The sequence below is a fragment of the Methanonatronarchaeum sp. AMET-Sl genome, from assembly GCF_029854155.1.
In the GTDB taxonomy this organism is placed as follows: domain Archaea; phylum Halobacteriota; class Methanonatronarchaeia; order Methanonatronarchaeales; family Methanonatronarchaeaceae; genus Methanonatronarchaeum.
This window is the reverse complement of record NZ_CP122958.1, coordinates 1,438,571-1,464,885: the sequence shown is the minus strand read 5'-3', so window position 1 is coordinate 1,464,885 and position 26,315 is coordinate 1,438,571. Positions and strand designations below refer to the sequence as shown.

27 protein-coding genes are annotated in these 26,315 nt (G+C 36.7%); 16 read left to right on the top strand and 11 right to left on the bottom strand.

All coding sequences use genetic code 11. The features are described from left to right. Positions 1 to 38: 38 nt before the first annotated feature. The 5 genes from QEN48_RS07525 to QEN48_RS07505 all read left to right on the top strand — a co-directional run bounded on the left by QEN48_RS07525 (position 39) and on the right by QEN48_RS07505 (position 4,088). Positions 39 to 200, top strand: coding sequence for a 4Fe-4S binding protein (locus QEN48_RS07525; RefSeq protein WP_280108286.1), 162 nt, complete (start codon positions 39 to 41; stop codon positions 198 to 200). A 17-nt stretch (positions 201 to 217) separates the two neighbouring features. Continuing rightward, positions 218 to 1,255 carry an aspartate-semialdehyde dehydrogenase gene (gene asd, locus QEN48_RS07520; RefSeq protein ID WP_280108285.1) on the top strand — a complete coding sequence of 346 codons (1,038 nt, stop codon included), beginning with the start codon at positions 218 to 220 and terminating at the stop codon, positions 1,253 to 1,255. Positions 1,256 to 1,589: 334 nt separating this feature from the next. Continuing rightward, positions 1,590 to 2,612: a hypothetical protein gene (locus QEN48_RS07515; RefSeq protein WP_280108284.1), complete on the top strand. Its 1,023-nt coding sequence runs from the start codon at positions 1,590 to 1,592 to the stop codon at positions 2,610 to 2,612. A 5-nt stretch (positions 2,613 to 2,617) separates the two neighbouring features. Continuing rightward, on the top strand, positions 2,618 to 3,490 hold the full coding sequence (locus tag QEN48_RS07510) for a carbohydrate kinase family protein (RefSeq protein WP_280108283.1): 873 nt from the start codon (positions 2,618 to 2,620) through the stop codon (positions 3,488 to 3,490). A 10-nt stretch (positions 3,491 to 3,500) separates the two neighbouring features. Further along, positions 3,501 to 4,088 carry a class I SAM-dependent methyltransferase gene (locus QEN48_RS07505; RefSeq protein WP_280108282.1) on the top strand — a complete coding sequence of 196 codons (588 nt, stop codon included), beginning with the start codon at positions 3,501 to 3,503 and terminating at the stop codon, positions 4,086 to 4,088. A gap of 94 nt (positions 4,089 to 4,182) precedes the next feature. Here the strand turns inward: QEN48_RS07505 and QEN48_RS07500 are convergent, their stop codons facing one another. Continuing rightward, a complete protein-coding gene (locus QEN48_RS07500) occupies positions 4,183 to 5,175 on the bottom strand; it encodes a hypothetical protein (RefSeq protein WP_280108281.1) in 993 nt (330 codons plus the stop codon). A 225-nt stretch (positions 5,176 to 5,400) separates the two neighbouring features. Here QEN48_RS07500 and QEN48_RS07495 point away from each other — a divergent pair, with 225 nt between their 5' ends. Beyond that, on the top strand, positions 5,401 to 7,077 hold the full coding sequence (locus QEN48_RS07495) for a carboxypeptidase-like regulatory domain-containing protein (protein ID WP_280108280.1): 1,677 nt from the start codon (positions 5,401 to 5,403) through the stop codon (positions 7,075 to 7,077). Positions 7,078 to 7,424: 347 nt separating this feature from the next. On the opposite strand, the gene QEN48_RS07490 is transcribed toward QEN48_RS07495, so the two are convergent. The 3 genes from QEN48_RS07490 to QEN48_RS07480 all read right to left on the bottom strand — a co-directional run bounded on the left by QEN48_RS07490 (position 7,425) and on the right by QEN48_RS07480 (position 11,438). Next, a complete protein-coding gene (locus tag QEN48_RS07490; RefSeq protein WP_280108279.1) occupies positions 7,425 to 8,942 on the bottom strand; it encodes a 2-isopropylmalate synthase in 1,518 nt (505 codons plus the stop codon). 122 nt (positions 8,943 to 9,064) lie between these two features. After that, positions 9,065 to 10,327: a phosphomethylpyrimidine synthase ThiC gene (gene thiC, locus QEN48_RS07485; protein ID WP_280108278.1), complete on the bottom strand. Its 1,263-nt coding sequence runs from the start codon at positions 10,325 to 10,327 to the stop codon at positions 9,065 to 9,067. Between the two features lie 82 nt (positions 10,328 to 10,409). Next, complete coding sequence (locus QEN48_RS07480; RefSeq protein WP_280108277.1) at positions 10,410 to 11,438, bottom strand: phosphate uptake regulator PhoU; 1,029 nt, start codon at positions 11,436 to 11,438, stop codon at positions 10,410 to 10,412. Between the two features lie 109 nt (positions 11,439 to 11,547). On the opposite strand from QEN48_RS07480, the gene QEN48_RS07475 reads away from it, so the two are divergent. From QEN48_RS07475 to QEN48_RS07450, 6 genes are all read left to right on the top strand, one after another. Next, a complete protein-coding gene (locus QEN48_RS07475; protein ID WP_280108276.1) occupies positions 11,548 to 12,513 on the top strand; it encodes a substrate-binding domain-containing protein in 966 nt (321 codons plus the stop codon). A 70-nt stretch (positions 12,514 to 12,583) separates the two neighbouring features. Further along, the gene (pstC, locus tag QEN48_RS07470; protein ID WP_280108275.1) at positions 12,584 to 13,489 is read left to right on the top strand and encodes a phosphate ABC transporter permease subunit PstC; all 906 of its coding nucleotides are present in this window, start codon (positions 12,584 to 12,586) and stop codon (positions 13,487 to 13,489) included. A 59-nt stretch (positions 13,490 to 13,548) separates the two neighbouring features. After that, positions 13,549 to 14,382 (top strand): phosphate ABC transporter permease PstA, encoded by an 834-nt coding sequence (gene pstA / locus QEN48_RS07465; RefSeq protein WP_280108274.1) that lies wholly within the window; start codon positions 13,549 to 13,551, stop codon positions 14,380 to 14,382. A gap of 136 nt (positions 14,383 to 14,518) precedes the next feature. After that, positions 14,519 to 15,262, top strand: coding sequence for a phosphate ABC transporter ATP-binding protein PstB (gene pstB / locus QEN48_RS07460; protein ID WP_347985135.1), 744 nt, complete (start codon positions 14,519 to 14,521; stop codon positions 15,260 to 15,262). A gap of 32 nt (positions 15,263 to 15,294) precedes the next feature. Further along, positions 15,295 to 15,984: a phosphate signaling complex protein PhoU gene (gene phoU, locus QEN48_RS07455; RefSeq protein ID WP_280108272.1), complete on the top strand. Its 690-nt coding sequence runs from the start codon at positions 15,295 to 15,297 to the stop codon at positions 15,982 to 15,984. A 425-nt stretch (positions 15,985 to 16,409) separates the two neighbouring features. Then, a complete protein-coding gene (locus QEN48_RS07450) occupies positions 16,410 to 17,171 on the top strand; it encodes a ZIP family metal transporter (RefSeq protein WP_280108271.1) in 762 nt (253 codons plus the stop codon). A gap of 54 nt (positions 17,172 to 17,225) precedes the next feature. On the opposite strand, the gene QEN48_RS07445 is transcribed toward QEN48_RS07450, so the two are convergent. Further along, positions 17,226 to 17,420, bottom strand: a complete 195-nt coding sequence (locus tag QEN48_RS07445; RefSeq protein ID WP_280108270.1) for a MoaD/ThiS family protein — start codon at positions 17,418 to 17,420, stop codon at positions 17,226 to 17,228. Between the two features lie 761 nt (positions 17,421 to 18,181). On the opposite strand from QEN48_RS07445, the gene QEN48_RS07440 reads away from it, so the two are divergent. Further along, positions 18,182 to 18,505 (top strand): hypothetical protein, encoded by a 324-nt coding sequence (locus QEN48_RS07440; RefSeq protein ID WP_280108269.1) that lies wholly within the window; start codon positions 18,182 to 18,184, stop codon positions 18,503 to 18,505. A 74-nt stretch (positions 18,506 to 18,579) separates the two neighbouring features. On the opposite strand, the gene QEN48_RS07435 is transcribed toward QEN48_RS07440, so the two are convergent. Further along, entirely contained in the window at positions 18,580 to 19,686 is a 1,107-nt protein-coding gene (locus tag QEN48_RS07435) for an ABC transporter substrate-binding protein (protein WP_280108268.1), read from the bottom strand. A 109-nt stretch (positions 19,687 to 19,795) separates the two neighbouring features. Beyond that, the gene (locus tag QEN48_RS07430; RefSeq protein ID WP_280108267.1) at positions 19,796 to 20,344 is read right to left on the bottom strand and encodes a flavin reductase family protein; all 549 of its coding nucleotides are present in this window, start codon (positions 20,342 to 20,344) and stop codon (positions 19,796 to 19,798) included. Between the two features lie 349 nt (positions 20,345 to 20,693). Here QEN48_RS07430 and QEN48_RS07425 point away from each other — a divergent pair, with 349 nt between their 5' ends. Continuing rightward, a complete protein-coding gene (locus QEN48_RS07425; protein WP_280108266.1) occupies positions 20,694 to 21,185 on the top strand; it encodes a GNAT family N-acetyltransferase in 492 nt (163 codons plus the stop codon). 55 nt (positions 21,186 to 21,240) lie between these two features. Here QEN48_RS07425 and QEN48_RS07420 read toward each other — a convergent pair whose 3' ends face one another. Next, on the bottom strand, positions 21,241 to 22,020 hold the full coding sequence (locus tag QEN48_RS07420) for an NAD+ synthase (protein ID WP_280108265.1): 780 nt from the start codon (positions 22,018 to 22,020) through the stop codon (positions 21,241 to 21,243). 98 nt (positions 22,021 to 22,118) lie between these two features. Between QEN48_RS07420 and QEN48_RS07415 the strand changes: the two genes are divergently transcribed. Next, positions 22,119 to 22,358 carry a hypothetical protein gene (locus QEN48_RS07415; protein ID WP_280108264.1) on the top strand — a complete coding sequence of 80 codons (240 nt, stop codon included), beginning with the start codon at positions 22,119 to 22,121 and terminating at the stop codon, positions 22,356 to 22,358. 98 nt (positions 22,359 to 22,456) lie between these two features. Here QEN48_RS07415 and QEN48_RS07410 read toward each other — a convergent pair whose 3' ends face one another. After that, positions 22,457 to 23,806 carry an MBL fold metallo-hydrolase gene (locus tag QEN48_RS07410; RefSeq protein WP_280108263.1) on the bottom strand — a complete coding sequence of 450 codons (1,350 nt, stop codon included), beginning with the start codon at positions 23,804 to 23,806 and terminating at the stop codon, positions 22,457 to 22,459. 484 nt (positions 23,807 to 24,290) lie between these two features. On the opposite strand from QEN48_RS07410, the gene QEN48_RS07405 reads away from it, so the two are divergent. Next, on the top strand, positions 24,291 to 24,968 hold the full coding sequence (locus tag QEN48_RS07405; RefSeq protein ID WP_280108262.1) for a PHP domain-containing protein: 678 nt from the start codon (positions 24,291 to 24,293) through the stop codon (positions 24,966 to 24,968). Positions 24,969 to 25,074: 106 nt separating this feature from the next. On the opposite strand, the gene QEN48_RS07400 is transcribed toward QEN48_RS07405, so the two are convergent. Together QEN48_RS07400 and QEN48_RS07395 are read right to left on the bottom strand one after the other, a co-directional pair. Then, complete coding sequence (locus QEN48_RS07400; protein ID WP_280108261.1) at positions 25,075 to 25,752, bottom strand: HAD family hydrolase; 678 nt, start codon at positions 25,750 to 25,752, stop codon at positions 25,075 to 25,077. Positions 25,753 to 25,908: 156 nt separating this feature from the next. Then, positions 25,909 to 26,241, bottom strand: coding sequence for an SWIM zinc finger family protein (locus QEN48_RS07395; protein WP_280108260.1), 333 nt, complete (start codon positions 26,239 to 26,241; stop codon positions 25,909 to 25,911). Between the last annotated feature and the right edge of the window lie 74 nt (positions 26,242 to 26,315).

Sequence of the window (26,315 nt, the reverse complement as noted above, 5' to 3'; positions counted from 1 at the left end):
CATCTAATTATCACGAAAATTAATGGAGGTTTTTTGTAATGCCAGCAATAGTTGACTTAGAAGAATGTATTTCCTGTGGGGCGTGTGAGAGTGTATGTCCTGTAGATGCAGTAACTGTAGAAGAAGTCGCAAAAGTTGATAGTTCAAAATGTGTTGAATGTGGAAACTGTGAAACCGAGTGTCCAGTCGGACCTGTCTAAAAAACGGAGAAATTAAAATGAATATAGACGTCGGAGTCATCGGTGCAACTGGAATGGTAGGTCAGAGATTCATTTCCTTACTCTCCGACCACCCATGGTTTAATTTAACAGCACTAGCAGCTTCCGAGAGAAGTGCAGGAAAAAGATACAGCAAGGCCGCTGACTGGGTATTAAACGAAGATATGCCAAACTCAGTCAGAGATATAGAAGTGGTTGAAACCAAACCTGGGTTCCAAGCAGACATAGTTTTCAGTGCACTTCCATCAGACATAGCCAAAAAAGTTGAACCACAGTTTGCTGAACAAGGATACATAGTAGCGAGCAACGCATCAGCATACCGAATGGCAGAAGACGTCCCCTTATTAATACCAGAAGTAAATCCAGAACACATCGATTTAATCGATATCCAGAGAGAACAAAGAGATTGGGATGGCGCAATAATAACAAACCCAAACTGTTCATCAATAATATTAACATTACCAGTAACCCCAATCGCACGTGAATTCGGAATCACCGACTTGAGAGTCGCTACACTTCAGGCAGTAAGTGGAGCAGGATACACAGGAGTCCCATCGATGGCGATAGTTGACAACGTAATACCATATATAGGTGGAGAAGAAGACAAAGTCGAAACAGAAATCCAGAAAATGTTGGGCGACCTCGAAGATGGAAAGATAAAACACAGAGACTTCAACGTAACCGCAACCTGCAACAGAGTACCTGTACTAGACGGACATCTAGAAAACCTATGGATCGAAACCGAAGAAAAAACTACCGTTGATGAAATAAAAGAGACAATGGCCAAATTTGAAGGAGAACCACAAAAACTAGACCTACCAACAGCACCTAAAAACCCCGTAATCATTACAGAACAAGACGACAGACCTCAAACAAGACTCGACCGAAACAAACAAAATGGAATGTCAGTAACCGCAGGAAGAATACGAGGAGAAAATGAAATCCAGATGACAATACTAGGACACAACACAATAAGAGGCGCAGCAGGTGCATCAATACTAAACGCCGAATTACTAGCAAAAAAACAAAAAATCTAAACACAAAAAACAAACAACAAAACAAAAATAACTCAAAAACTAGTTAATGACATCCAACCCCTTTCCAAAACAAATAATTAATTAATAAAGTAATTTTTCTCCAGTCAAATTACTGGAGAAATAGGGTTATCTTTTTTTATAAAAAAACAACGATAGATTTTTTTAAAAACCTATTAAAAAACATCTTACCTTTTTATGATGGATAGAAATTTTTTTTAGTTCAATAGAGCTCTAGGTTAGATGGTTTATATTGGCTATATCGTTTTGTCTTTTGTGCGATAAAATGATGTTGGTTTGGATTAGATAAATTAATCGTTTCATGGAGGATAGATATATGTCTAAAATTGTTTGTTTTGATTTAGAGGGGCCTTTATCTCCACAAGATAATGCATTTGAAGTTATGGGTTTGATTGATGATGGTAAAAAGATTTTTGAGAAGATTAGTAGGTTTGATGATATTATCTCTCTTGAAGGTAGAGAGGGTTATGAGCCGGGTGATACTTTATCTCTTATAGCTCCGTTTCTTGTTGCTGAGGGAATAGATGAGGGAGATGTATGTGAGATTTCTGATAAAGCTAGGGTGGTTGATGGGTCGAAAGAACTTGTTAGAAGCCTTAAAGAGGGTGGATGGGTTGTTAATATAATCTCCACTAGCTATAGGTATCATGCCCACACTATTGGAGAGAGGATTGGTGTTCCACCTGAAGATATTTGGTGTACAGATATTGATTTTCAGGGTTTACAGGAATCTTTGTCACCAGGCCTTAAAAAACGAATTAGAGAGATGGGTGAAGAGATAGTTAATATAGAAGATGAAGATAAACTTGTTAAAAAACTTGATGATTTTTTCTTTAAAGAACTACCTAAAACAGAGTATGGGGATCCTTTAGAGAGGGTTAAAGTGGTCGGTGGTGCTAAAAAACTTGAAGCAGTTAAAGAAATTTCAGAGAGCCTTAACACTCCACTAAGAGATATATCTGTGGTGGGGGATAGTATCACTGACTACAAAATGCTTGGAGAGATATCGAAGGCCGGAGGTAAAAGCATAGTTTTTAATGGAAATAAATATGCAGTACCTCACGCCAGGTTTGCAATAGGCTCTGAAAACATACTTTTTATTGAACCGATATTAAGATCTAACGAACCTGAAGAACTGGTGAGAAAATGGATTTCAAATATAAATGAAATAAAGAAAAACCCTGAAAAAGCTCCAAAACCATATAAAGAGTTGTTAGTTAAATTGAATACATCTTTACCGGATATACGGTTAGTGGAAGAAAATATAGTTGATGAGATTGTATCAGAACACCTTGGATATAGAAAAGTGGTTAGAGGAGAAGCTGCAGATTTAGGGTGAATTTAATGGATGTAGTTGGGGTCGGCAACTTAAACCTGGATCGCCTTTTATTCACGAAACAATTGGCAGAAAGAGGTGGAGAATCACCAATAACCCGTATTGAGGAATCAGCAGGAGGTTCAGCATACAACACTATTTCATGGCTATCAAAATCCAACCTAGAACTTGGTTTCATAGGAGCTATTGGGAATGACGTTGAATCAGAACTGGTCCTAAAACACCTCGAGAAAAATGGAATAGATAGCACCATGGTTCAGAGGAAAAAAGGTAGAACGGGAACAGCAATCAGTATAGTAGATTCAGAAGGAGACCGAACTTTATATACCTATGGCGGGGTTGGCTCGAATATAGAACTAGAGAAAATCGACCCTAAATACCTATCAAAACCCCAATTGATACATATAAGTTCATTTCTGGATGAAAAAGGACTCAAATTGACTAAAAACATCTTAAAAACAGAAAACAGATATAGCTACAACCCTGGACCACTCTGCAGACAGTATGGCCTTAAAAAACTAAAACCAATAATCAATAAAATCGATATACTGTTTTTAAGCAAAAATGAACTTAAATACCTAGTCGAAGATGAAATAGATAAAGCTGCAGATAAACTACTTAAAACCGGAGTTAAAAACGTAGTCGTAACTCTGGGTAGTCAGGGAGCAGCGTTATATAGAGAGGATGGAAATTATAAAGCAACTGCAAATAAAGTGGATGTAGTTGATGCAACAGGTGCTGGCGACGCTTTTGCAGCTGGATTTATAGATGGATATCTTAAAAATAAAAACCCCGAAACCTGCTTAAAACAAGGAAATCAAATGGCTTCACAATGTCTTAAAAAAATAGGAGGAAGCCACATCCCAGAATACCAGAATTGAGGAAAAAGATATGAATAAAGATAGAGAGTTCGATGAATCGGAATGGAATGAAAGATATAAAAAAGGACGACATAGAAGAGAAGACCCATCACCATTCCTATCTAAAAAAATTGAAAAACTTACCACAGGAAACGCCCTTGACATCGCATGTGGAGCAGGAAGAAACTCAATCTATCTAGCCGAAAAAGGCTATCAAGTTGACGCAATAGACCTATCAAGCGAAGCATTAAAAATAGCACAAAAAAGAGCTAGAGAAAAAAAAGTTGAAGTAAACTGGATCCACACAGACGTTCTAAAATATGATATCGAGTCTGAAAAATATGATTTAATAACGCTTAGCTATTTTCACATAAAAGACGAAAACCAAATCCAAAAAATAATCAACGGCCTAAAAAAAGGCGGCTATTTGATTTGGGAAAGCCACATTAAAGCGGACATAGAAATCGATATCGGTCCAGAAACCGATGAAGTAAGATATGAAAGAGGCCAACTACTATCACTACTAAAACCACTAACCGTTATAGAGTACATCGAGAAAATCGAAGAAACGATACAAGGAAAACGAGCTATAGTGAAAGTCTTAGCAAGGAAAAAATAAAAACAAAAATAAAAATAGATAAAGTGGTTTTGAAGGGAGGTAAACCAAAACCCCCTCAACAAAACCTACCTTAACTCCCTTCTTTTAGTCAGTTTTAGTCAGTTTTTTTATTCAGCAATGCAAAAGCTCCAACCGCACCTAATATAGCTATTATCGCTATCACGAATGTGAATCCAGGTACTTCTGATGTTACTTGAGTGTACATGTCATCGCTTAAGTAAATTAATTCATTTGTTTTATCTGCCTCTACCTTGAATACACCGGTTTCTTCGAAAACAATTACAGCTTCGCCATCTTCGTTAGTAGTGGCTTCATATCCATCTGCCTCAATTGTCACGTTTTCAACAGGTTCACCTTCTTGATCTACAACACTGTATTCAGCTTCCTCTCCAACAACAACTTCTTCAGGACCTGAGATATCTAATTGGCCGTCAGCGACAGTGAAAGCATTTGAACTACATCCTATTATTGAGGACAGTCTGAAGTGATAATCACCACTAACTGCTTCTTCACCTGTATTCCATTTCATTTCGATACAACATAGATTTGCACTTTGGTTTTCAGCATCTACAAAACCACGATATGGATCTGGGACAAAGTTGACTTCAAAACTGCCGTATCTTTCATCTTCACTGTCAACATAAAGGGTTATTTGGTTGTATTCAGCTTCCACTAACTCAGCTTCAACAGTTTCGTTTGTTTCACCCTCGGTTATTAGATAAATATCATTGATTTCAAGGTTTTCTAAACCGTTTTCAGGTATTTCGACAGTTGCATTCCGCATATCAATACCAAAATAAGTTAATTGTTCTTCATTCCAACTCAAAACCGCGAACTGATCTATCTGATCGATAGTGTTTTCAAAATGTTCTGGATCATTGAAATCGCCTTCAACTATTTCTATCGGAGTACATACTTGCGATGTGAATGACACGTTATCCCCTTTCACTATGTCTTCCGGCTGTATCCGGGGGTCTATAAATTCCTCTTCTGCAGATACCGCAGAGACTGAAGCAAGTGAAAAAAGAGATACCAATAAAACCAGTCCTAAAACCAGTTTCAACCTCCGTTTAAATAGAGTTTTCATATGATTATAACCCTCCTTACAAACTCATATTTGATTTATATAATTAATCAGTATAAGGTTAACTACTAAATTGACATACTTCTTCCATCTAAAGGATGGAAACTTTTTCCTTGATTTAATGTAAAATGAAAAACTATTGATATAGAGAACCTAAAATAACCACAAAACACAACTCAAGAACAGATAACAAAACCGATTTCAGTAAGATAAATTGAGGGATAATGAATGGAAATTAGATTTAAAAAAACAAAATACTTAATTTTAACAACTGCTTTAATTTTCTTAATTATAGTATCAATTGCTCCAGCACAAGGTTTATTGATTGCCAGCAACTCTGATAACATCGAGCCAGATGAATTAACAGCTGGCATTAAATACCAATCTCTAAACATATCATTAGACGAAGAAATTGATGAAGCAATGATCTCAATAACATTGGGAGATATGGAGCTTTATAACATAACGGAGGAAGAGATAGATGATAGCGAGTTTTCAATTAATCCTGAGGAGAAAAATGGATTTATTTTCAATGAAACTGGCCAATATAATGTAACAATTAATTGGAATGATAACACTACAGAAACCAAGTTCCATGTACATCCTCCAGAGATAGAGTTCACAATCAATGCACAAAGTGATATATCTATAGCTACTTCAGGAATCGACAGAGAATACCAAATTAATGTATCGGTAAAGGATTTCAATGAAGCCCCAATTGAAAATGGAAATCTATGGTTAATCAGTAGTGATGAAGATGGATTGAACGAAAGTTTTGTTGATGAGTGGAATTCTTCAATGGATAGAGAGGGATTTAGTTTAGATGAAAATGGAGATATGTCGTTTAATTTCACTCCATCTGAACCTATAGAGATTTTTTGGAGAATTGGTTGTGAAGAAACAGGTTTCAATGAATCAACGGTTGTTGAAGAACCATTGTTAAAGGCCGAAGACCCTTATATAGAAGTTTTCAGTCCGATACTTAATGAGACAATAGATAAGGGACATGGTGATTTATCGATGGAACTACCTTTCGGTTCCACGCATGAATTGAAGCTATTGTTAAAACAGGCAGACGAAGATGATGATCAACTTCAAAATGAATTTAAAATCGATTTTAATGGCCCTTTTAAGGAATGCAATGTTTCTTCAACAACTAAATATGATGAAAATAGTTCAGGTCAAGTTGGTTGGCTGTCTTTTACACCAACTGGAACAGGGCTGGAAATAATAGAAATCAATCTTGATGAAGATAAAATTGGAGCTATAGATATATATAAAGGCGATTATGGAGATTTAAAGATAGACGGCCCCGATGAGGTAGCTGTAGGTGAAAAAGCGGTTTACAATGTAACCATTTATGATGAACCTATCGAAGGTGTCAATGTTACGGCAGGAGATAAAACTCTTGAAACAGACGAAAATGGAGAGGTAGTGTTTACCTATAACTCATCTGGAACTGTTTATATATGGGCTGAAAAAGAAGAAAATACCAGTAATTACTATAGTTCCTGGATGGAGACTGAAGTCAACTACACATATGTAGAAAAAAATCTAGACGTAACCATTGAAACCGATCAAGGATATAAAGTGGTGGATAGGGAGATAGAACTGAAAGTTACCCACGAAGGAGAACCGGTTGAAAACGCTACAGTAATTGTAGATGGCAATAATAAATACACCGACTCAGATGGAGTAACTACGGTTAGTTTCGATGAAGCCGGAGAACATGAAGTTATCGTAAAAAATGATGGATATAAGACAGAAAATGAAATCATTGAATATGGCACTGAAAAAATAACCATAAATGTTGGAGAAACCCCAGGTATCAACCTAACCCTAATTCTAACAATAATTATCGGAGCATCCTTACTCTTAACTAAACTTAGAGATGTAACAGAATGACATCCTCCATCCTCCTGAATAAGTGTAAGGACCTCATATCCATCCCTATCTTTCTGATTTGAATTTAAGTTAACTGGGGAGGTAGCGTGAAGAATCAGATTCAATAACTATTTTCAAATGCTCTAGTTTGCTCATAAAACTATCAAAATTAACCTTTGTGTGAGTTTGAGAAAGCAGTAAGTCACCTCCTCTTCAGGGGGAAAATGATTTCACCCTTTTTAAGGAATCATTTTCAATTCAGGTTTTGGACACCGCCGTGAAGTGACCTTTCTTCTAAAGAGAAAGAGTTCTTAAGGCCTGCTTTAGGATAATATAGCTAACCCCCGTTTTTTATGGGGGTATAGTTTTTATTTTTGTTTTTTTCTTTTGATCATTAGTTGGTTCATGCCTGAGATTAATGCGTCGACGCTTGCCATTACTATGTCTTCGCTTTCAGATCTAGCTGTTACGGATCTTCCTTCGTCGTCTTCTACTTCTATTATTATTTCTGCTATTGCGTCGGATCCACCTGTGATTGCTTCGACTTTGAATGTTTTTAGGCTTATGTCTGGGAATTCATCTATTAGTGATTGTGCTGCGTTTATTGCTGCGTCTACAGGTCCTACGCCTATGTCGGATGCTCTTTTTTCTTTTCCTTTGATTTTGGCTTTTATTGATGCTGTGGGTGTCATTTGGTTTCCTGTCATAACTGCTAGTTCTTGTAGGTCTATGACTTCTTTAGATATTGAGTTCATTACGACTTCGGCGATTGTGTATAGGTCTACATCTGTTACTTTTTTTCCTTTGTCTCCGAGGTCTTTTACTCTAGAGACTATTTCATTGAGTTCTTTTTCGTTAGGTTTGAGTCCTGCGTCGAGTAACATGTTTCGTACTGCGTGTCGGCCTACGTGTTTACCGGGTACTATTCGGCGTTTGTGGCCCACCATTTCGGGTGTCATTATTCCTGGTTCGAATGTTTCGCTGTCGGATATTACTCCTTGGGCATGTATTCCTGATTCGTGTGAGAATGCGTTATCTCCTATTATTGGGGTGTTTGGTAGTATTTGGATTCCTGTTAGTCTTTCGACAATTTTTGAAGTTTCATATAGTTTCTCTGTTTCTATGTTTGTTTTTAGGTTTAGTAGGCATTCTATTCCCATGACTACTTGTTGGAGTGATGCGTTTCCTGCTCTTTCTCCAACACCGTTTACTGTAACTTGAACTTGTTTTGCGCCGAACTCGACTCCATGTAGGCTGTTTGCAACTGCTAATCCGAAGTCGTTGTGGCAATGTATGTCTATTGGTATTGATATTTCGTTGGAAATTTTTTTAATTAACTGGCCCATTGAGTGGGGTGTTGCTATTCCAACTGTGTCGGGGACGTTTATTGTGTCTGCTCCTGCTTGTTCAGCTTTTTTATAAACGTCTATTAAGAACTCGATGTCTGTTCTGGTTGCATCCATTGCTGAGAATAGGCAGTTTACATCGTGGTCTTTTAGGTATGTGATTTGGTCGGTGATGATTTCTTTTACTTCATCTTTCGATTTCTTGATTGTGTGTTTTAGTTGGATATCTGAGGTTGATATGAATAGGTGTATTGTGTCGACTCCGGCTTCCAGACATGCATCTATGTCTGTCTTTTTTGCTCTTGCAAGGCCACATATGTTTGAATCGAAGTTTTCTTTTATTATTTTTTTAGCTGAATCCATCTCTCCTTTAGATGAGGATGGAAACCCCACTTCGATTGCGTCTACGTTAAGGCTGTCCAACTGGCTAGCTATCTTTATTTTTTCATCGATGCTGAGTGAAACTCCAGGTGTTTGTTCGCCATCACGTAGTGTTGTGTCAAATATTCTTATTTCTCTTTCTTTATTGTTGTAGAACATCATCCCTCATATTAAAACCTCTTTTTAGTACTGGTATTAATCTTGACAGATTAAAAAAGACATCGGCCTTAACTGAACTATTGAGGTTGTGTTGATATCTTTTTTGGCGTGAATTAATTTTTTTAGTTTTGTTTTAGGTATTGTTCTGCGGTTTTTAATGCACATTGGTCTGAGCACATACTGCATGTTTCTTTGTCTTTTGTTGGTCTTTTTTCTCTGTATTCTCTGGGTTTTCGGGGGTCGATTGCTTTTTGAATTTGTTTTTCCCAGTCTAGGTTTTTTCTAGCTTCCGCCATCTCTTTATCTTGGTTTGTTTGGATTCCATTTGCTATGTCTGCAGCGTGTCCAGCTATTTTTGAGGCTATTACACCTTTTTTTACGTCTTTTTGGTTTGGGAGGCATAGGTGTTCTGCAGGTGTGACATAACATAGGTGGTCGGCTCCATTCCAAGCTGCTAATGCACCACCTATTGCTCCGGTTATGTGGTCGTATCCCGGAGCGATGTCGGTTACTAGGGGGCCGAGTACGTAGAATGGGGCTTGGTTACATAGTTTTTTCTGGATTTTTACATTGAATTCGATTTCGTTTAGAGGTATGTGTCCAGGGCCTTCAACCATTACTTGGATATTTTTTTCTCGACATTTTTCAACTTGTTTGGAAAGTGTCTTTAGTTCGGTTAGTTGTGTTTTATCCGTTGCGTCGTCGATACAGCCGGGCCGCATTCCATCGCCAAGGCTTAGGGTTATGTCGTATTCGCTTGTTATCTCTATTATTTGGTTGAATTTTTTGTGTAATGGATTTTCTTTTTGATGGTGTGTAATCCATGCTGATATTAAAGAACCGCCTCGACTTACAATGTCCATTGTTCTATTTGTTCGATTAAGTGTTTGTAGTGCTTCTTGTGTTATTCCTGAGTGTATTGTTATGAAGTCCACTCCCATTTTGCAGTGTTTTTCTATTGTTTTTAGTATGTCGTTTGTTGTTATCTCCGGGATTTCTTTGCCGTAGAAGGCACTATATATTGGTACTGTTCCTATAGGGACTTCTGTTTCTTTTATTAGTTGTTTTAGTGTTTGGTCCATGTTTTTTCCAAGGCTTAGATCCATTATTGTGTCTGCTCCAGCCTCTATTGCGGTTTTTGCTTTTTTTATTTCTTGTTGTGTGTCTTGATAGTCGGGTGAGGTGCCTATATTTGCGTTTACTTTTGTGGTTAGGCCATTTCCTATTCCGGTTGGGTTTTTTATTTCTCTTTTGTTATTTTTGGGTATTACTACGTGGCCTTTTGCGATTTTTTTGGTTAGTTTTTTTATTTCGATGTTTTCTTTTTTCGCGATTTTTTTGATTTCTTTTGTTGTTTTTCCTTTTTTTGCTTTTTTGATTAGCATTTCTGTCTTTTTGTTTGTTTTTTGTTGAAAATAGTTTTTAGGGTTTTTTATGGTTTATTTAGTTTTTTTCTGGTTTTTTTGGTTATTTACTGGTTTTTGTTATTGCGAAGTTTTTTATGTTTATGTTTATTTCGTTTTCTGTCATGTCGCTTATGTATTGGGCGATTCTGCTTAGTGAGATCATTATGTCTGTGTATTTTCGTACGAGTGATGGGTTTTCTAGGTCTGTGAATAGTTTTGTGTGTATTTCTTTGTGTCTTTCTTGGAATGTTTGGATTTCGTTGAATACTTCTTCGTAGTTTCTTAGTTGTTTGTTTGTTCTGGTTTGCCATGCTTTTTTTAGTAGTTTTCTTAGCATTTTTGCTAGTTCTACGATTTCTTGTGAGATTTTTGTGTTGTTGGTGCATTTTATTATCTGTAGGTATGTTCTACTTATGTCTTCTATGTGGTCTGAGGCTCTTTCAAAGCTTTTTACTATTGCGTAATAGCTTATTACGTCTCTTGGTGATTTTATTTCGATTTCTTCGTGTATGGCTTGGAATGTTGTTGCGTAGTTTAGTTCTCTTACTATTAGGAAGTATAGTCTGTCTACTTCTGCTTCTCTGTTTAGGGCGTCTTTTATCATTTCTTTGTCGTTGAGGTTGATTCCTTTTTCTAGGTCGTGTAGCATTGAGTCCATTATGTTGTATATTCTGTTTAGGACTTTTGTTGCACCCATTCGTTTGTAGTCTATGAATATTTCGAGTGTTATTTTGTCTCCTATGTCTTCGACTAGTTCGATTCCGATTAGGTTGTTTATTGCTGTCTCTAGTTTCTTTTTGAATTCTACTTTTGTTTTTTCGTTTAGTTCTATGATTATTGTTTCTGCGCCCATTAGGTATGCTGCTATTATTGTTCTGAGTAATCCGTTTGGGTTTGGGATTTGTTTTGTGTTTATTTTTATGTTTTTTTGGGCTGCTCCACCTTTTTCAGTGTATACGTTTATTGCTGATTCGCTTTTTGAGAGTAGTAATGAATCGCCTTCTTTTATTTCGAATTCTTTTATCCATTTTTTGGGTAGTGACATTACGTATGTGGAGCCACCGCTTTTGTAGATTTTTCTTGATTCCATTATACCAACCACTAAAATACATAGAATATATACTGTATATAGATACAAGTTATTATATTGGTAAGCTATATATGTCTAACCCATTTAGCTTAACACTGGTGAAAACCAATTGGACTGGCCAAAGACAACAGACCTCAGCAGAAGAGATTTCCTTAAACTAATAGGAGCAACAACAACTGCCGCACTAATACCAGGCTGCATAACATTAGGCGGAAGATACAGAATCAATATAGATGGCAGCGGAACAATCTACCCCCTCGCAATGTTCATCGCAAGAAGATTCCACGATGAATACGAAGGCCGAGCTGAACTATCACTAGGAACATCAGGAACAGGCGGAGGTTTCTCCAAATTCGCAGAAGGGGAAACACATTTCAACAACGCAAGCCGACCAATAACAGATTCAGAACGAGAAAAATGCAAACAAAACAACATAGAGTTCGAAGAATTCAGATTAACATACGACGGAATAGTAGTAGTCGTGAACAAAAACGCTGACTGGATAGACAACATAACAACAGAACAACTAAGACAGATCTGGAAACCAGAAAACTACGCAGAAAAATGGAGCGATGTAAAACCTGAATGGCCAGACAAAGAAATCGAGTTATATGGACCAACAAGCGCTTCAGGCACTTTTGACTATTTCACAAAAGAAATAGTAGGGGAAACAGGTGCATCAAGACGATACAGCGGCTTCGAAAACCACAACTACAACATAATCGGAGTAAGACAACAAAAATACTCAATGGCATACTTCGGATTCAGATATTACCACAACAACAAAGAATACATAAAAGCACTATCAATCGATCAAAGCGATGGCCCAGTAGAACCAACCTTTGAAACAATACTGAATGAAGAATACCAACCACTTAGAAGGCCAGTATACACCTACGTAAACAAACAATCACTCAAAAAACAACACATAAGAGATTTCTTAAAATATTACATAGAACAATCAGCAAGTGAAGAAATACAACAGATAGGATACGTCCCAGGTGGAGAAGAACTAAAACAAGAAAACCTCAACAAGCTAAACCAAATACTCGATGAACTAGATATAGAGGAATAAAAAAACAGAAATCTCCATACAAAAACCTACCTGAAATATTGAATTAAAAAAGGATTGGAATGGTTACAAAATGACCAAAAGCCTCGACTCAACACGCCTAAGAAACCTAAAAGAAAAAGGATTTAAAATACTATTTCTCACCTGCGCAATCATATCCGTCCTAACCACACTAGCAATAATATACATACTATTAAGCGATTCAATACGCTTCTTTTCAGAAGTCCCAATCACAGAGTTTTTATTCGGAACAGAATGGTACCCCACCATGCTACCACAAGAGTTCGGGGTACTACCACTACTTTCAGGAACCATAATGATCACCATTGGAGCAGCAATTGTCGCCATCCCACTCGGAGTTGCAACAGCAGTATACTTAAGCGAATATGCCGACAAAAGAACTCGAAAAACCATCAAACCAATATTAGAAGTTCTAGCCGGAATACCAACAATAGTCTATGGTTTCTTCGCCCTAACCTTCATAACCCCAATCCTACAAACCATATTCCCAGACGTAGGAATATTCAACGCAGCCAGCGCAAGCATTGTAGTAGGCATAATGATACTTCCAATGGTATCAAGCCTCAGCGAAGACGCAATAAACGCAGTACCCAACGAAATAAAGAGAGGAGGTTACGCATTAGGAGCAACAAAATTCAGAGTAACAACAAACATAACAATACCAGCAGCCGTCTCAGGAATACTCTCATCATTCATACTTGGAATATCAAGAGCAATCGGTGAGACAATGGCAGTAACAATAGCAGCAGGCCGAAACCCCAACATAACAGCAAACCCATTCGAATCAATCCAGACAATGACTGCAGCAATGGTCGAAATCGGTTCAAGCGACGTAGCAGTAGGCTCACTACCCTACCAAAGCCTATTCGCAGTAGGCCTACTCCTCTTCATAATCACATTACTAATGAACTTAGTTAGCCAATACATGAAATCAAGATATCAGGAGGTATACGACTGATAGACATAGAAAAAACCCTCCAACAACTAAAAACCTTCAAATTAATAAAAGGCCAGGAAATGGACAGCCCTGGAGGAAGGTTATTCGCCGCAATATGCCTAATGGCAACACTCGTAGGGGTCATAGTCCTATTTGTATTACTAGCAGATGTATTAAGAAGCGGTTGGGGTTGGCTATCAATAGATTTCATCACAGGCCTACCATCCATACTACCAGAAGAAGCAGGGATCTATCCAGCCCTCATAGGCTCAATATACCTTATTATACTAACCGCATTCTTCACACTACCAATCGGAGTAGGAACCGCAATCTACCTTGAAGAATACGCAAAAGACGGAAAAATAAAGAAAATAATAGAAATCAATATATCCAACCTTGCAGGCGTCCCCTCAATAGTATACGGGTTATTAGGTCTCGCATTATTCGTTAGAGCACTACAAATGGGAAGTAGCTTAATAGCAGGGGCATTAACACTAACACTCCTTATACTACCAATCGTCATCGTATCCTCACAAGAAGCATTAAAATCTGTACCAAACAGCCTAAGAAGAGCATCATATGGATTAGGAGCAACAAAATGGGAAACCATCCGAAACGTAGTTCTACCAAAAGCACTACCCGGAATAATGACAGGAACAATACTATCACTATCAAGAGCAGTAGGAGAAACCGCCCCACTAATAATGATCGGCGCAGCAACATCCATGTTCACAACACCAGATGGCCTATTCAGCCAGTTCAGCGCACTACCACTACAAATATACGGATGGATACAAGAACCAGTAGCAGCATTCCAAAACGAGATAGCAGCAGCCGGAATCATATTACTCCTGGCATTACTACTCACAATGAACTCAATAGCAGTATATATAAGAAATAGATACGAAAGGTGACAAAATTATGCTAAAAAAACTTTTATCAACAACTGAATTAAACGAACCAAAACCCAATAAAATAGGAAAAAACAAACCAAACAAAAAAACAAACCAACCAATCGAGATTGATGGAGAATACATAGAAGACCCAGCGATGAGCGTAAGAAACCTAGAAGTATTTTATGGCGAAACACGCGCACTAAACAACATAACACTGGACATACCAAGAAACAAAGTAACAGCAATAATCGGTCCAAGCGGATGTGGAAAATCCACATTCATAAGATGTCTAAACCGAATGAACGACATGATAGAAAACTGCACAATAAAAGGACAAGTACAATACAACGGAACAAACATCTACGAAAAAAACCTTGACACAGCAAAACTAAGACGAGAAATAGGAATGGTCTTCCAAAAACCAAACCCCTTCCCAAAATCCATATACGACAACGTAGCATACGGACCTAAAATCGCTGGAATCAAAGATAAAGAAAAACTAGACAAAATAGTGGAAAAAAGCCTAAAAGACGCAGCACTCTGGGACGAAATAGAAGACAGACTAGACGAATCCGCTCTAGACCTAAGTGGAGGACAACAACAAAGACTATGCATAGCCAGAGCACTCGCAGTAGAACCAGAAATAATACTAATGGACGAACCAGCCTCAGCACTAGACCCAGTAGCAATGTCCAAAATCGAAGACCTAATATTCAAACTCAAAGACAAATACACAGTAGTGATCGTAACCCACAACATGCAGCAAGCAGCCAGAGTAAGCGACTACACAACATTCCTATACATGGGAGACCTAATAGAATTTTCAAAAACAGATAGACTATTCGAAAACCCCAAAAAACAGAGAACAGAAGACTACATCACAGGAAGATTCGGATAACCCAAAAAATAACTCAAAAATAGTTGATTAAAATGAAAGAAATAGAAGAAGATAACCAACAAAAACCCCCCAAAAGAAAAAGCTTCGAAGAAGCAATCGAAGAAACCAGAAACGACGTCCTCAAACTATGCCACTACGCCAGAGAAACAATATGCAATTCAGTAGACGTACTAGAAAACTATGACGCCAATAAAATGGAACATGTCCACCAACTCGAAGAAAAAAGCAACAAAATAACACTAAAAGTAGAAAAAGACTGCATGCGCCTGATAACCCTACACCAACCAGTCGCAAGCGACTTAAGATTCATAGCATCAATGATGAAAATAGCAGATAACCTAGAAAGAATATGCGACTTAGGAGAAAGACTAACTCTCATAGCTGAAAAAAGAGGCGACAAACCACCCCTAAAACCCCTCGTAGACACACGAAGAATGGTAGACACAATATCAGAAATGATAGAAATAACCGAAAACTCAATAATGAACGACCAAATAGGAGAAATAGAATCACTATCAGAATACGATGACATAGTCGACGAAGCATTCACCCAAATACAAAACGAACTATTCATATTCATGGTAAAAGACCCAAAAACAGTCGACGAAGCAACCGACCTACTATTCGTAGCCAGATACCTCGAAAGAGCAGGCGACCTAGTATGCAAAATCGGAGCAAGAATAGTATACATGCTAGAAGGAAGAAGAGTAAAAATAAAATAAAATAAAAACAAACCACCCCAACCCAACATCAACAAAAACCAAAAAAACCTATAAACTCCCTAAAAACTCCGTTAAGACAAATATAATAAACCTACAAACAAAAAAACTCCTTCTAAACTCAAAATCCAACACTTAATTTCTCCAGACACATTGATTTATCTTAACTCAGGGCTAAGACCTCTCCTCTTTAGAGAGAGGAGGATGTCACTACAAAAAATAGATACCTTGAATAAAAACAAGTTATGATCCCTATAGATTTTTGAAACCATTTTTAAATATAAAAATAAAGTAATGTGGAAATGCAAAACAAAATAAATATCCATCAACACACAACCAGTCTGAAACCTACCCCTGATTTAATTCCGGCTGGATGTCAGAATATGAAAAGAGTGATTAAATAAATTAATATATTACTGGAGATAAAGATGCAGGAATTAATCTGGATTCTAACGGCAACAACCATAATAGCGCTTCTAGCTTGGATTGGGATATTAACTCTAGCATTAAGTAATAAAACTTTCAAAAAACTCATTAAACTGTTAGTGGCTTTCGCAGCAGGAACATTGATCGCTGCAGCATTTATACACCTAATACCTGAAGCATTTTACGAGCTTGGAGTTGGACATGGAGAGCTTACAGCACCACTACTGATAATAGGGGGCTTTGTTTTCTTTTTCATACTTGAACAATACCTTAATTGGCATCACTGCCATAAAGCACCAGAAGAACACGTGAAAACCCCATTTAGCTATATGATACTGATAGCAAACGGAATTCATAACTTCGTTGATGGAATATTAATAGGCGCTGCATTCCTTGTTGACTACAGTCTTGGGATAGTAACTGCCATAGGAGTAGCAGCACACGAGATACCACAAGAACTAGGAAACTTTGGAATATTAGTCTACGGCGGCTGGGAAAAACTAAAAGCACTATTCGTCAACTTCCTCGCAGCACTACTAATAATACCAGGAGGAATAGTAGCATACATAGGAGCAGAAATAATCGACCCCGTATTCATAATACCTTTTGCAGCAGGAGCATTCATATACATAGGTGCGGCAGACCTAATACCAGAAATACATAACGGAGAAAACATAAAAACAAGCATAATCATCCTAACAATGTTCCTACTAGGAATAGCAATCATATTAGGAGTGGAAACCTTTGTACCACACCAACACTAAAAACAAAAAACAAAAAAAGAAAAGAAAGGAAATGGGTTTTAAATAAACCCAAAATCAACCTCCAGAAACAACTCTATGAACCCCTATACGGCTAGACCCCCTAATTTCTTCATCCATCGGCACAAACCTATCATCCATAGTGAAAACCATGGATTCAGCATCAATATCAAGTTCCTCAACCAGACTCGATATCTTCTCCCCTTCACTCACCTCTACTTCAATCTCTTCATCCTCTAACTCAACAATCACTCTTCCGATTCTTTCCCCTCCTCAATCTTCTTAATGTCATCAAGATGCTCTTCAAGCAGTTTCTCCTCGAGTTCCTTAGACTTTTTACGTCCTTTTCTCTTCCTAGACATATTCATCACCTAGAGGCAAGATCAAACCCTACATACCTATCTAGAAATTAAACTCTAAAAATCTATCGATAAAACAATACAAATATACACCACTAAACTATTCCCACAAACAAAAACCATCTTATATATAAAGTATAGATCTATTTAAAGCCCTAATTCTAAACAAAAACCACCCCCTACACCCTTCTTAAACTCTAAAATTCAAACTACATCGATTTAGATAGAGAAACCCAAAACTCTTTATAATCACCTAAAACGGTATTCTCCCTCAACTCACGAATAATGCCAAAGACAACCTCTATTCACAAGACCTGACCTCTGTCACTCCCTAAATAAGAGATTTTTAGACACTTAATCAGGATAATATTAACATTATTCATTCCTTTAATAATTTCTAAAATAACAAGCCGTTTAAAACTGATTAAACAGGTTTTAACCAGAAAAATATTTTTTCAAGAACTTGTTTAATAATATAAAAAATTCGAAAGTCTAAACTAAAACGATAAAAATGTAAAATTACATTAAACCGTTTGGGAAAAAACCTTTACGTTTTCTATGTGAAGATTAAACCACTAATAAAATAAAGGAAATAGTATTAAAATGAATTTTGAAATGAATTTTAATTCAAAGAGAATAGGAACTGCAATTTTATTGGGAGCAATACTAGGAATTTTCTGCATAATCGGTGTAGGAGGCCGAATAGGCTTTGAAGGCAATGAATGGTTTATAACAGGAATGTGGTATAACAGGGTAGTGATGGGTGCAATAATAGGTTTCGCAGGAACTTGGACTTTAATCCCTGGAAAGGATAACTGGCTTAAAAATTCAGCAATAAGAGGCCTCATACTTGGTGTATTTGTAACAACGGCAATAGCAATAACAACTGGATTCAATGACATACCTAGTTGGTTTGCAGGAGTTGTTTATGGCGTAATAATTGATGTGATAACAACATACTACATTAATAAAAAGTGAAACCTCTCCTCCTTCCTAGAGGATGAGGTTTTAGCTCAGAGTTTGGGTAAAATAGGGAAGAAATTGAGTAGGGGTTATAGTGTTAGTCCAGCGTCATCGAAAACCCGGATTGACATGAATTCTTGCATTGTTCCTTCCCCAGGAGTTGCATAGACAGCGTCTTCGATTTCGGCGAAATCTTCAATCTCTTCAATCCCCTCTTTTGCGACTATGGCAGAGCCTTCTTCATTAACACCAGTGAAAATACCTATTTCACATCCAGGGGTATTTATCCTATGAATCAAAGCGGGTGTTGTTCCGAGATATCCTATATCAATGTCGTTATCTCCAAAACCACTTCGCATTAGTTCAGCTCCATTTGGATATATTGATGGTTCATCGATAGTCAAGCCAACAGCTTCAAAAAAACCTTTTTCACTAGCCACTATATACGCGAGTTGGTGAAGGTCGTTTTCAAGGTGACCGATGTTTATTTCATATCCATATTCACCACCGGTCTCTTCAACAACCTCTTCAGCAGATAACTCGATGTTTTCAATCGCCCATTCAATATATTCATTCTCTATAATATCTTCGGCGTATTCTTCAGCATCTTCATAACCAACCTCGTTCCAACGAGCAAAATCGAATATCTGATACTCTTCAAGATCCTCAATATATCTTTGAGTACCATCCTTATTCAACTCATATTCGAATTTTATAGGTCCAAAAGCCTTTTCCACTACTTCTTCACCCCTATCTGTAAAGTCTCTCGATAAATCAACAACCTCGTCATATTCATCACTATCTTCATCAAGAGCTTCATTAATCCATCGAGTTGACTTAACTTGCACCCAGGCAATTCTTTTCAATATATTTTCTGAATCATCATTCTCATCGAACCACTCTTTATTGTAGGCCATAACACAACATGGATGGTTTGGCCATATCTCACCGCTCTCCATAATGATGTTTCCATATCCGGAAACAACTGCTTCCGCGTTAAACGGCTCCCAAGCCATAAAGCCATCAATAGAGTTCACACCGAGCTCTTCAACCATCTGCGGTGGAGATCTAACTATTAACTGAACATCTGTATCAGGAATAATCCCATCTATACAACCACCAACAGTAGCTACCGCGGCTACACCACCTGTCAACTTAATGAAATCTCTTCTTGAAAGCTTCCTAAGTTTTTTCAAACAAATCACTCCATTAAAAGACGTATAAATCCTCTTAAACAACCTAAAACACGTATAAGGTTGTTACAACAAACCCCTTTTATAAGTCAGTTTTTTAGATACAACTTAATTAACTTCTTTTAATTTTTGTTATCTCTCTAGCTATTGAAAACTCTTCTCCAGAGATATGACCGACAGCCCCTAGGTTTTCTATAGCTAACCTACTATTTTTAACAGCATCTTCACTAGCAGATATATTCACAACTTCTCCAACTAAAAGTATGTGATCTCCAACTTCGAATTCATCGTAATACTCACACTCTATATTTACTTTTGCTTCAGCAACACTTGGAGAATCAATCTTCTCAGAACTAACGGTATTTAAACCTGCTAATTCGAACTCACTTTCTCCTTTAGGTAATGATTTTCCTGTTTTAATTCCTTCAACCATCCATTCTTCTGTCAGTGGGGTTACCACAAAATCACCGATTTCTCTCGCGTTAACCAAAGTATCTTTTCCCTCACCAACACCAATAACAATCAATGGAGGGTCAAAGGACAAAGGGGTTAAAAAACTATACGGAGCTAGATTACTATTACCATCACTATCAACAGTTGATATACATACTGTAGGCCGAGGAGAAATTAATCCATAATACTTATCCAAACTAACATTCATAATATAAACCTCCAGAAAAAGGCTTGATTTAAATTAAAGCCTTCCAAATATTCCTTAAACAATATTGGTGTTTATATCATTTATTTTATTCCTCCAATTTCTACAAAACTTTTTTTAAATAGTTTTTAACTATATAGATCTATTTTAATGAGTAAATTTATTTTAATTTAATCTTTTAATTTGGTGATGGTATAGTTTAATATCCAGAATTGATGGGAAATGATATTTTAATCAAAATAGTATTCTTGTATTGAGGGATGTTAGTTAGAAATTAATATTTGGTTTGGTGTGTTTGATTCGGTTGCCGTAAATTAATTTGTGTTGATAATGGTTTTGGGTTTGATTGAAGATGGCGAAAGAGATTAGTGTTGGAAACTCTGATTCGGATTTGGCTGTAGGGTTAGAGGAGTTTTTATCGGATTTAGAGGTTTTAAGGGCTGGAATTAAAGAACTTCTTCCTGCTTGGAGAGTTAAGGTAGAGTGTAATCAACATACAGGTATGTTGCGGCAGGATTTTTTAACTTTTTCTGCTGATTTCAGTGCCAATGAGTGTTATGTAGCTAAAATAAACAATGAAGTTGTTGGATTCATAATTTTCAGACGCAACGGATATATATCTATTTTCGGTGTACATCCGGAGTATACAAGAAATGGTGTTGGTTCTGTTTTAATAAATAGAGTGAAACAAGAGTTATCTGAATTATGGTGCCATGTAAGGATAACTAATAAAACGGCGATAAGATTTTATGAAGCAGTTGGGTTTGAGAAATCCAAGATTGTGGATAACTATTATTCAAATGGCGATAGCGCAATAATAATGAAATGTCAAACTAATAAGTGAAATCCTCTTCTCCTTGAAGAGAAAGAGGTCCTTAGTCATAGATTGTGAAAAAAGATTATTTATTTATTCGGCAGATTGGAGGCATTTTCCTCTTGTGAACTGTTTTTTCATGCATATTTTTAACTTTTATAACCAACTCACTATTTATATCTAGAGAGTTTGAAGTCTGATTGATTGAGGACTCTTTTTCTTCGAGTTTGTGAATAATTGAATCTAGAGTTTGGTAGTCCATACCAATCTCATTTTTATCGGTCTGGCCCTTCCATAAACCTGCAGTTGGTTCTTTATTGATTATTTTTTTAGGTACGCCAAGATGTTTTGCCAACTCCCGTACCTGGGTTTTATATAAATCTCCAATTGGCTGGATATCAGCAGCTCCATCACCATGCTTGGTGAAATATCCGATATATATCTCACTTTTATTCCCTGTCCCCATTACTAGCATGTTGTTAATGTTTGAGTAATAATACAGAATGGACATCCGGGTTCGGGCTATTAAATTGCCGTCAGCTAGTTTTGTATTTGATGGTCGATCTATCTCTGGGATAGAAGTTGAAAAAGAGTTTATGATGCTTTCTATTTTGATTTCTCTAAAAAAGATATCTAGGTTTTTCTTGATTTGTTTTACTTCTTTATTACTATTGCTTATGGGAAGTGAAATCCCTAAAACATCTATATTTTCTATCTCAGAACATAAATACGCTAAAACAGTAGAATCAAGCCCACCGCTCAACCCAATAACTACACCTTTTGACCCAGAACGTTCTACTTCTTTTTCTATAAACTCAGTTATTTTTCTAGTTACATCCTTTGGTGAAATCTCCGGAATAACCATTTAGAACCGAATATTACCCGTAAACTTATAAATCTTTGTAAAAAACACCGAAACTTATTTAGGTAATACCTACCCACTGGTTGAATGAGGTGTATATTTTGGGAGAAAAATTAGAAAAGCTGGATATAGAGAAAGAGAGTGGATGGCTCTACTATGCTAAAAATGTTAATGGTACGCTCAGCGTATTTAGATCAAAAATGAATCGAGGCGGAGGAAAGATGGACAACCCAGAGAGAGAAGAGATTAAAAACACAGAGATAGAGCCGGATTACAGCAAATTTATTTATTATGTAGATGGAGATGGAGATATAGCAAGGGCGGAAAGGAAAAACGCTTAAAAAGCGAACCTCCTTAAACCCCAATATTTTTTATTTTAATCCAGGCCTAAGAACCTCACCCAGTTTCTCTTTGTAGAAAAAAAGGGATTTTAGAGATTTTAGACTATGTCTTTTTTTCTTGAAGACCAGCCTGCGAGTCCCCCTAAAACAACATTTAGATTGTTAAATCCATATCTCTCTAGAACACTTGCTGCAGTCATAGACCTTATACCACTACCACAAAAGATGTATAGTTCACCATCTTTAGGGATTTTATCAGTGTTTTCTGTAAGCTTAGTTAATTCTATTTGAATCGAACCTTCGATTTCACCATCTCTATTCAATTCCTCTTCATCTCTAATGTCCAGTATGTGGTTTACCTTGCCTCGATCTATTTTTTGACATAACTTATGGACCGTTATAGTATCGATCGATTTAGTTCGATATCCTGAGGTATGCCAACTTAACAAACCTCCGGATAGATATCCCTGTATGTTATCATAACCCAATCGGATAAGTTTTTTTACGTTGTTCTCAACATCGTTTGTAATCAATAAAACAGGTTCTTCGTAATTTAAAAACCAACCTGCAAAACTAGGTAGGTTTTTAGACATGATAGATATAGAGTTCATGAGATGTGCAGACCCAAACTCAAGCTCAGTACGGGTATCCAAAATTTGGTAACCATTCAATCTTTCTTTAACTTCCTTTGGTTTAAGGGGAGTAGGGACAGGAAGTCTTTTTAATACAGGTGGATATAGATTAAGCTCCTCCATTCTCCTGAAATATGGTGGTCTTTTAAGTTCAACACCTACCTTTTCAATAAATTCATCTTTATCTTCAACCTGGAGCATTGGATTTCTCATTCTCTCAATACCTATAGTACTCCAATCTCTATCTGAGATAGAAGCTCCACATGCAGAGCCAGAGCCATGTGCAGGACAAACTATAACTTCATCACCTATAGGCAGGATTTTCCGGAAAATCGATTGATATAACATTTCAGTCATCTCCTCCACCATCTGACTCCCAAGCAAATCAGTCCTTCCAACCCCCCCAGCAAATAAAGAGTCACCAGTAAAAAGAATCCAAGGCCCACCATCTTTGTCATACAATAAATAACTCATACTACCAGGGGTATGGCCAGGGGTTTTAATCGCCTTAATCAACAAATCACCGACCTTAAACTCATCTCCCTCAACAACCTCACCACCATACCTATAATTTAATTGACTATCCGCATGAAAAACAGAGCCATCACATCGATCAGAAATCTCCCGAGAACCAACAACATAATCTTCATTACGATGAGTTTCAAGTACAAACTTAATTCTCGAATCATTGGAAAGACAAATATCAAAATAAACAGAAACATCTCTTCTTGGATCTAAAACAACCGCTTCCCCCTTATCACCAACTACATAAGAAAAATGCGCCAAACCCTCAGAAACCACTCTTTCAAAAAACATCAAATAACATCTATTAATAACACACATAAAAAACATTCGTTCAACCAAACAAAAAAAAACAGAAAACTATAAAACAAATAAAAACCAGCTTTATAATCTAAATAAAGCAGAGAGCTCCACAACTAACTTGAATCATTCTTAACTCAGAGCTAAGACCTCTCCTCTCCAGGGAGAGGATTATGCCACATATATCAGAAAGCGATAGCAGAATAACTAAGGGAGAAATGCAAAACCATAGTCCAACTTACCTTTGACCTCAAAAAAACCATTATATCCCTTAAAAAACGGACATAGATATACCAAACTAATACTAAAACCTAAAACTAAGTGAGAAATAGAGTTATCCCCTTTGCCGAGAAGACAAATTACAGTTTTTCAAGCCGAAAGCCCACGACTTTAGTCGTGGAATGAAGCCGACAACTGTGAACTGTCCTCACAAACCATAAGGTTTGGTAAGTGAAGATGTCACTGAGATAAGAGATAGGTGAGATATATTAGAGTAGACTTCCACGTTCATTCCGAATATTCCGAAGATGCAACAGGCACTATAAAAGAAATTATAGATTCTGCTGAAAAACAAGGACTAGATGCAATAGCTATAACAGATCATGACCGAATTGAAGGCAATATAGAAGCCCAAGAAATATGCAAAGAAAGAGAACTAATAGTGATTCCAGGAATTGAAGTGACAACACAAGACGGCCACCTCATCGTATTAGGGATTAACAAAAAAATCGAGTCAGGCCTATCAGTAGAAAAGACTATAGAAATAGCTAAAAAAGAAAACGCCTTCATTATAGTTCCACATCTATTCCATAGATATAGACATGGAATCGGTCAGAAAATAGATAAACTAAAAGACAAAATCGATGCAGTAGAGGTCTATAACTCACGTTATATAACCGGAATAGCCAACGCTAGAGCAAAAAAATATACCAAGAAAAACAACATCCCTATAGTTGCTGGAAGCGACTCTCATATCCCCGCAATGGTTGGACGAGGAGTTACAAAACTGGATTGTGAAAAAACAGTAGAGGGAATATTCGAAGCAGTAAGATCCAGCCAGACAGAGATAGAACTAATAAAAACACCATTAACCCTTTTCACTAAACAAGCTTTAAGCTCTTTTTTCAGAGAAATAGCTAGAAGACTAAGTAGATAAACAAGGAGATAAAACACAATACTCATTCAAAAAAACTATTATCTTGTTTTAGTTCCATCCTCCTCTCCCTAAAGAGAAGAGGTTTTAGCCCTGAATCAAGATAAAACTAGTTTTCTTGGATCTCTTTGAATATTTCTTTTGACCTAATTTTTTTGATTAAATCACTGTTTGTGAGTTCTCTCAAACTGTTTATTCTGTTTTCTTTTTGATTATCTGTATACCTATCAAGGTGTAAGGACTTCATTCCTATCTGTCTTGGAACTTCGAAATCATGCTCCCTATTATCCCCCACATGGAGAATTCTATCTGGAGCAACATCCAGGTCTTTTGCAACCAGCCTATAAGAATCAGGGTCGTTTTTTACTTTTTTAAAATCTGAAACTGAGCTATAAACATAATCAAAATATGAAGGTATCCGACTAATCTGTGTATCAAGTATCTCTCTCGGAGAATTTGAAACAACAATTAATGTATAATCCTTATTTAACTCAATCAAAGCATCTCTAGCATCACCATAAAGCGATACCTCATGACTAATCTCATTAACCACTTCTCTAGGAGATTCAGTTAATTCAAAACGATTAAACCAATATTCAGGTAAATACCACCTAATATCACTGGGACCAATCTCCTTATACTGTCCCTTAACTTCAGAAACAGCCTCATCCAGTTCAACTGAATGTCTATCAGCATATAGTTTTGGAATTTCTTGAAACCAAAACCTCTTCAAAATATCAACTCTAAACAAAGTCCCATCAGCATCAAAAGATATTATTTCAACCATAAACAAACAACCCAACTAAAAACCATGATCTATTAATCTAATTAATCTATTAGTTTAACAAGTAATTGAATCCAACTGCAAATAAGTTGTATCAATGATTTGTATTTTTGATCTTTCTATTTATGTGAAGAAAAATAGTTAAAATAGTTTTTTTGACTACAGGTTTTTTTTGATTTCATGATACCAAACATCTACTTCACTATATAAGCCTGTTTTTTTAGCTAGTTTAACGGCTATAGCATGCCAACAATACTCTATATCCGAGTTTCTTGAGGAAACTTCGTATAAATAATCTTCACAGTCACAAAAAGCATCATTTATAACTACATGGTCTTCACTACCTACAACAACCCAGAAATCCCTATATTTCTTAACACAATCCTTTTTAACGCCTTTAACAGCCTTTTCCCCTCTCTTCCCATGTATTTCGATAACATCTTCTTCAATATCAGATAACTCAATTTCTCTAGTGATATAACCCAGCTCCAAGAATAGAATGCTATAGTTACTAGTTACAGTATTAGTTACAGTTCTAGATATTTTTCAACAACAAAGATTTTTGG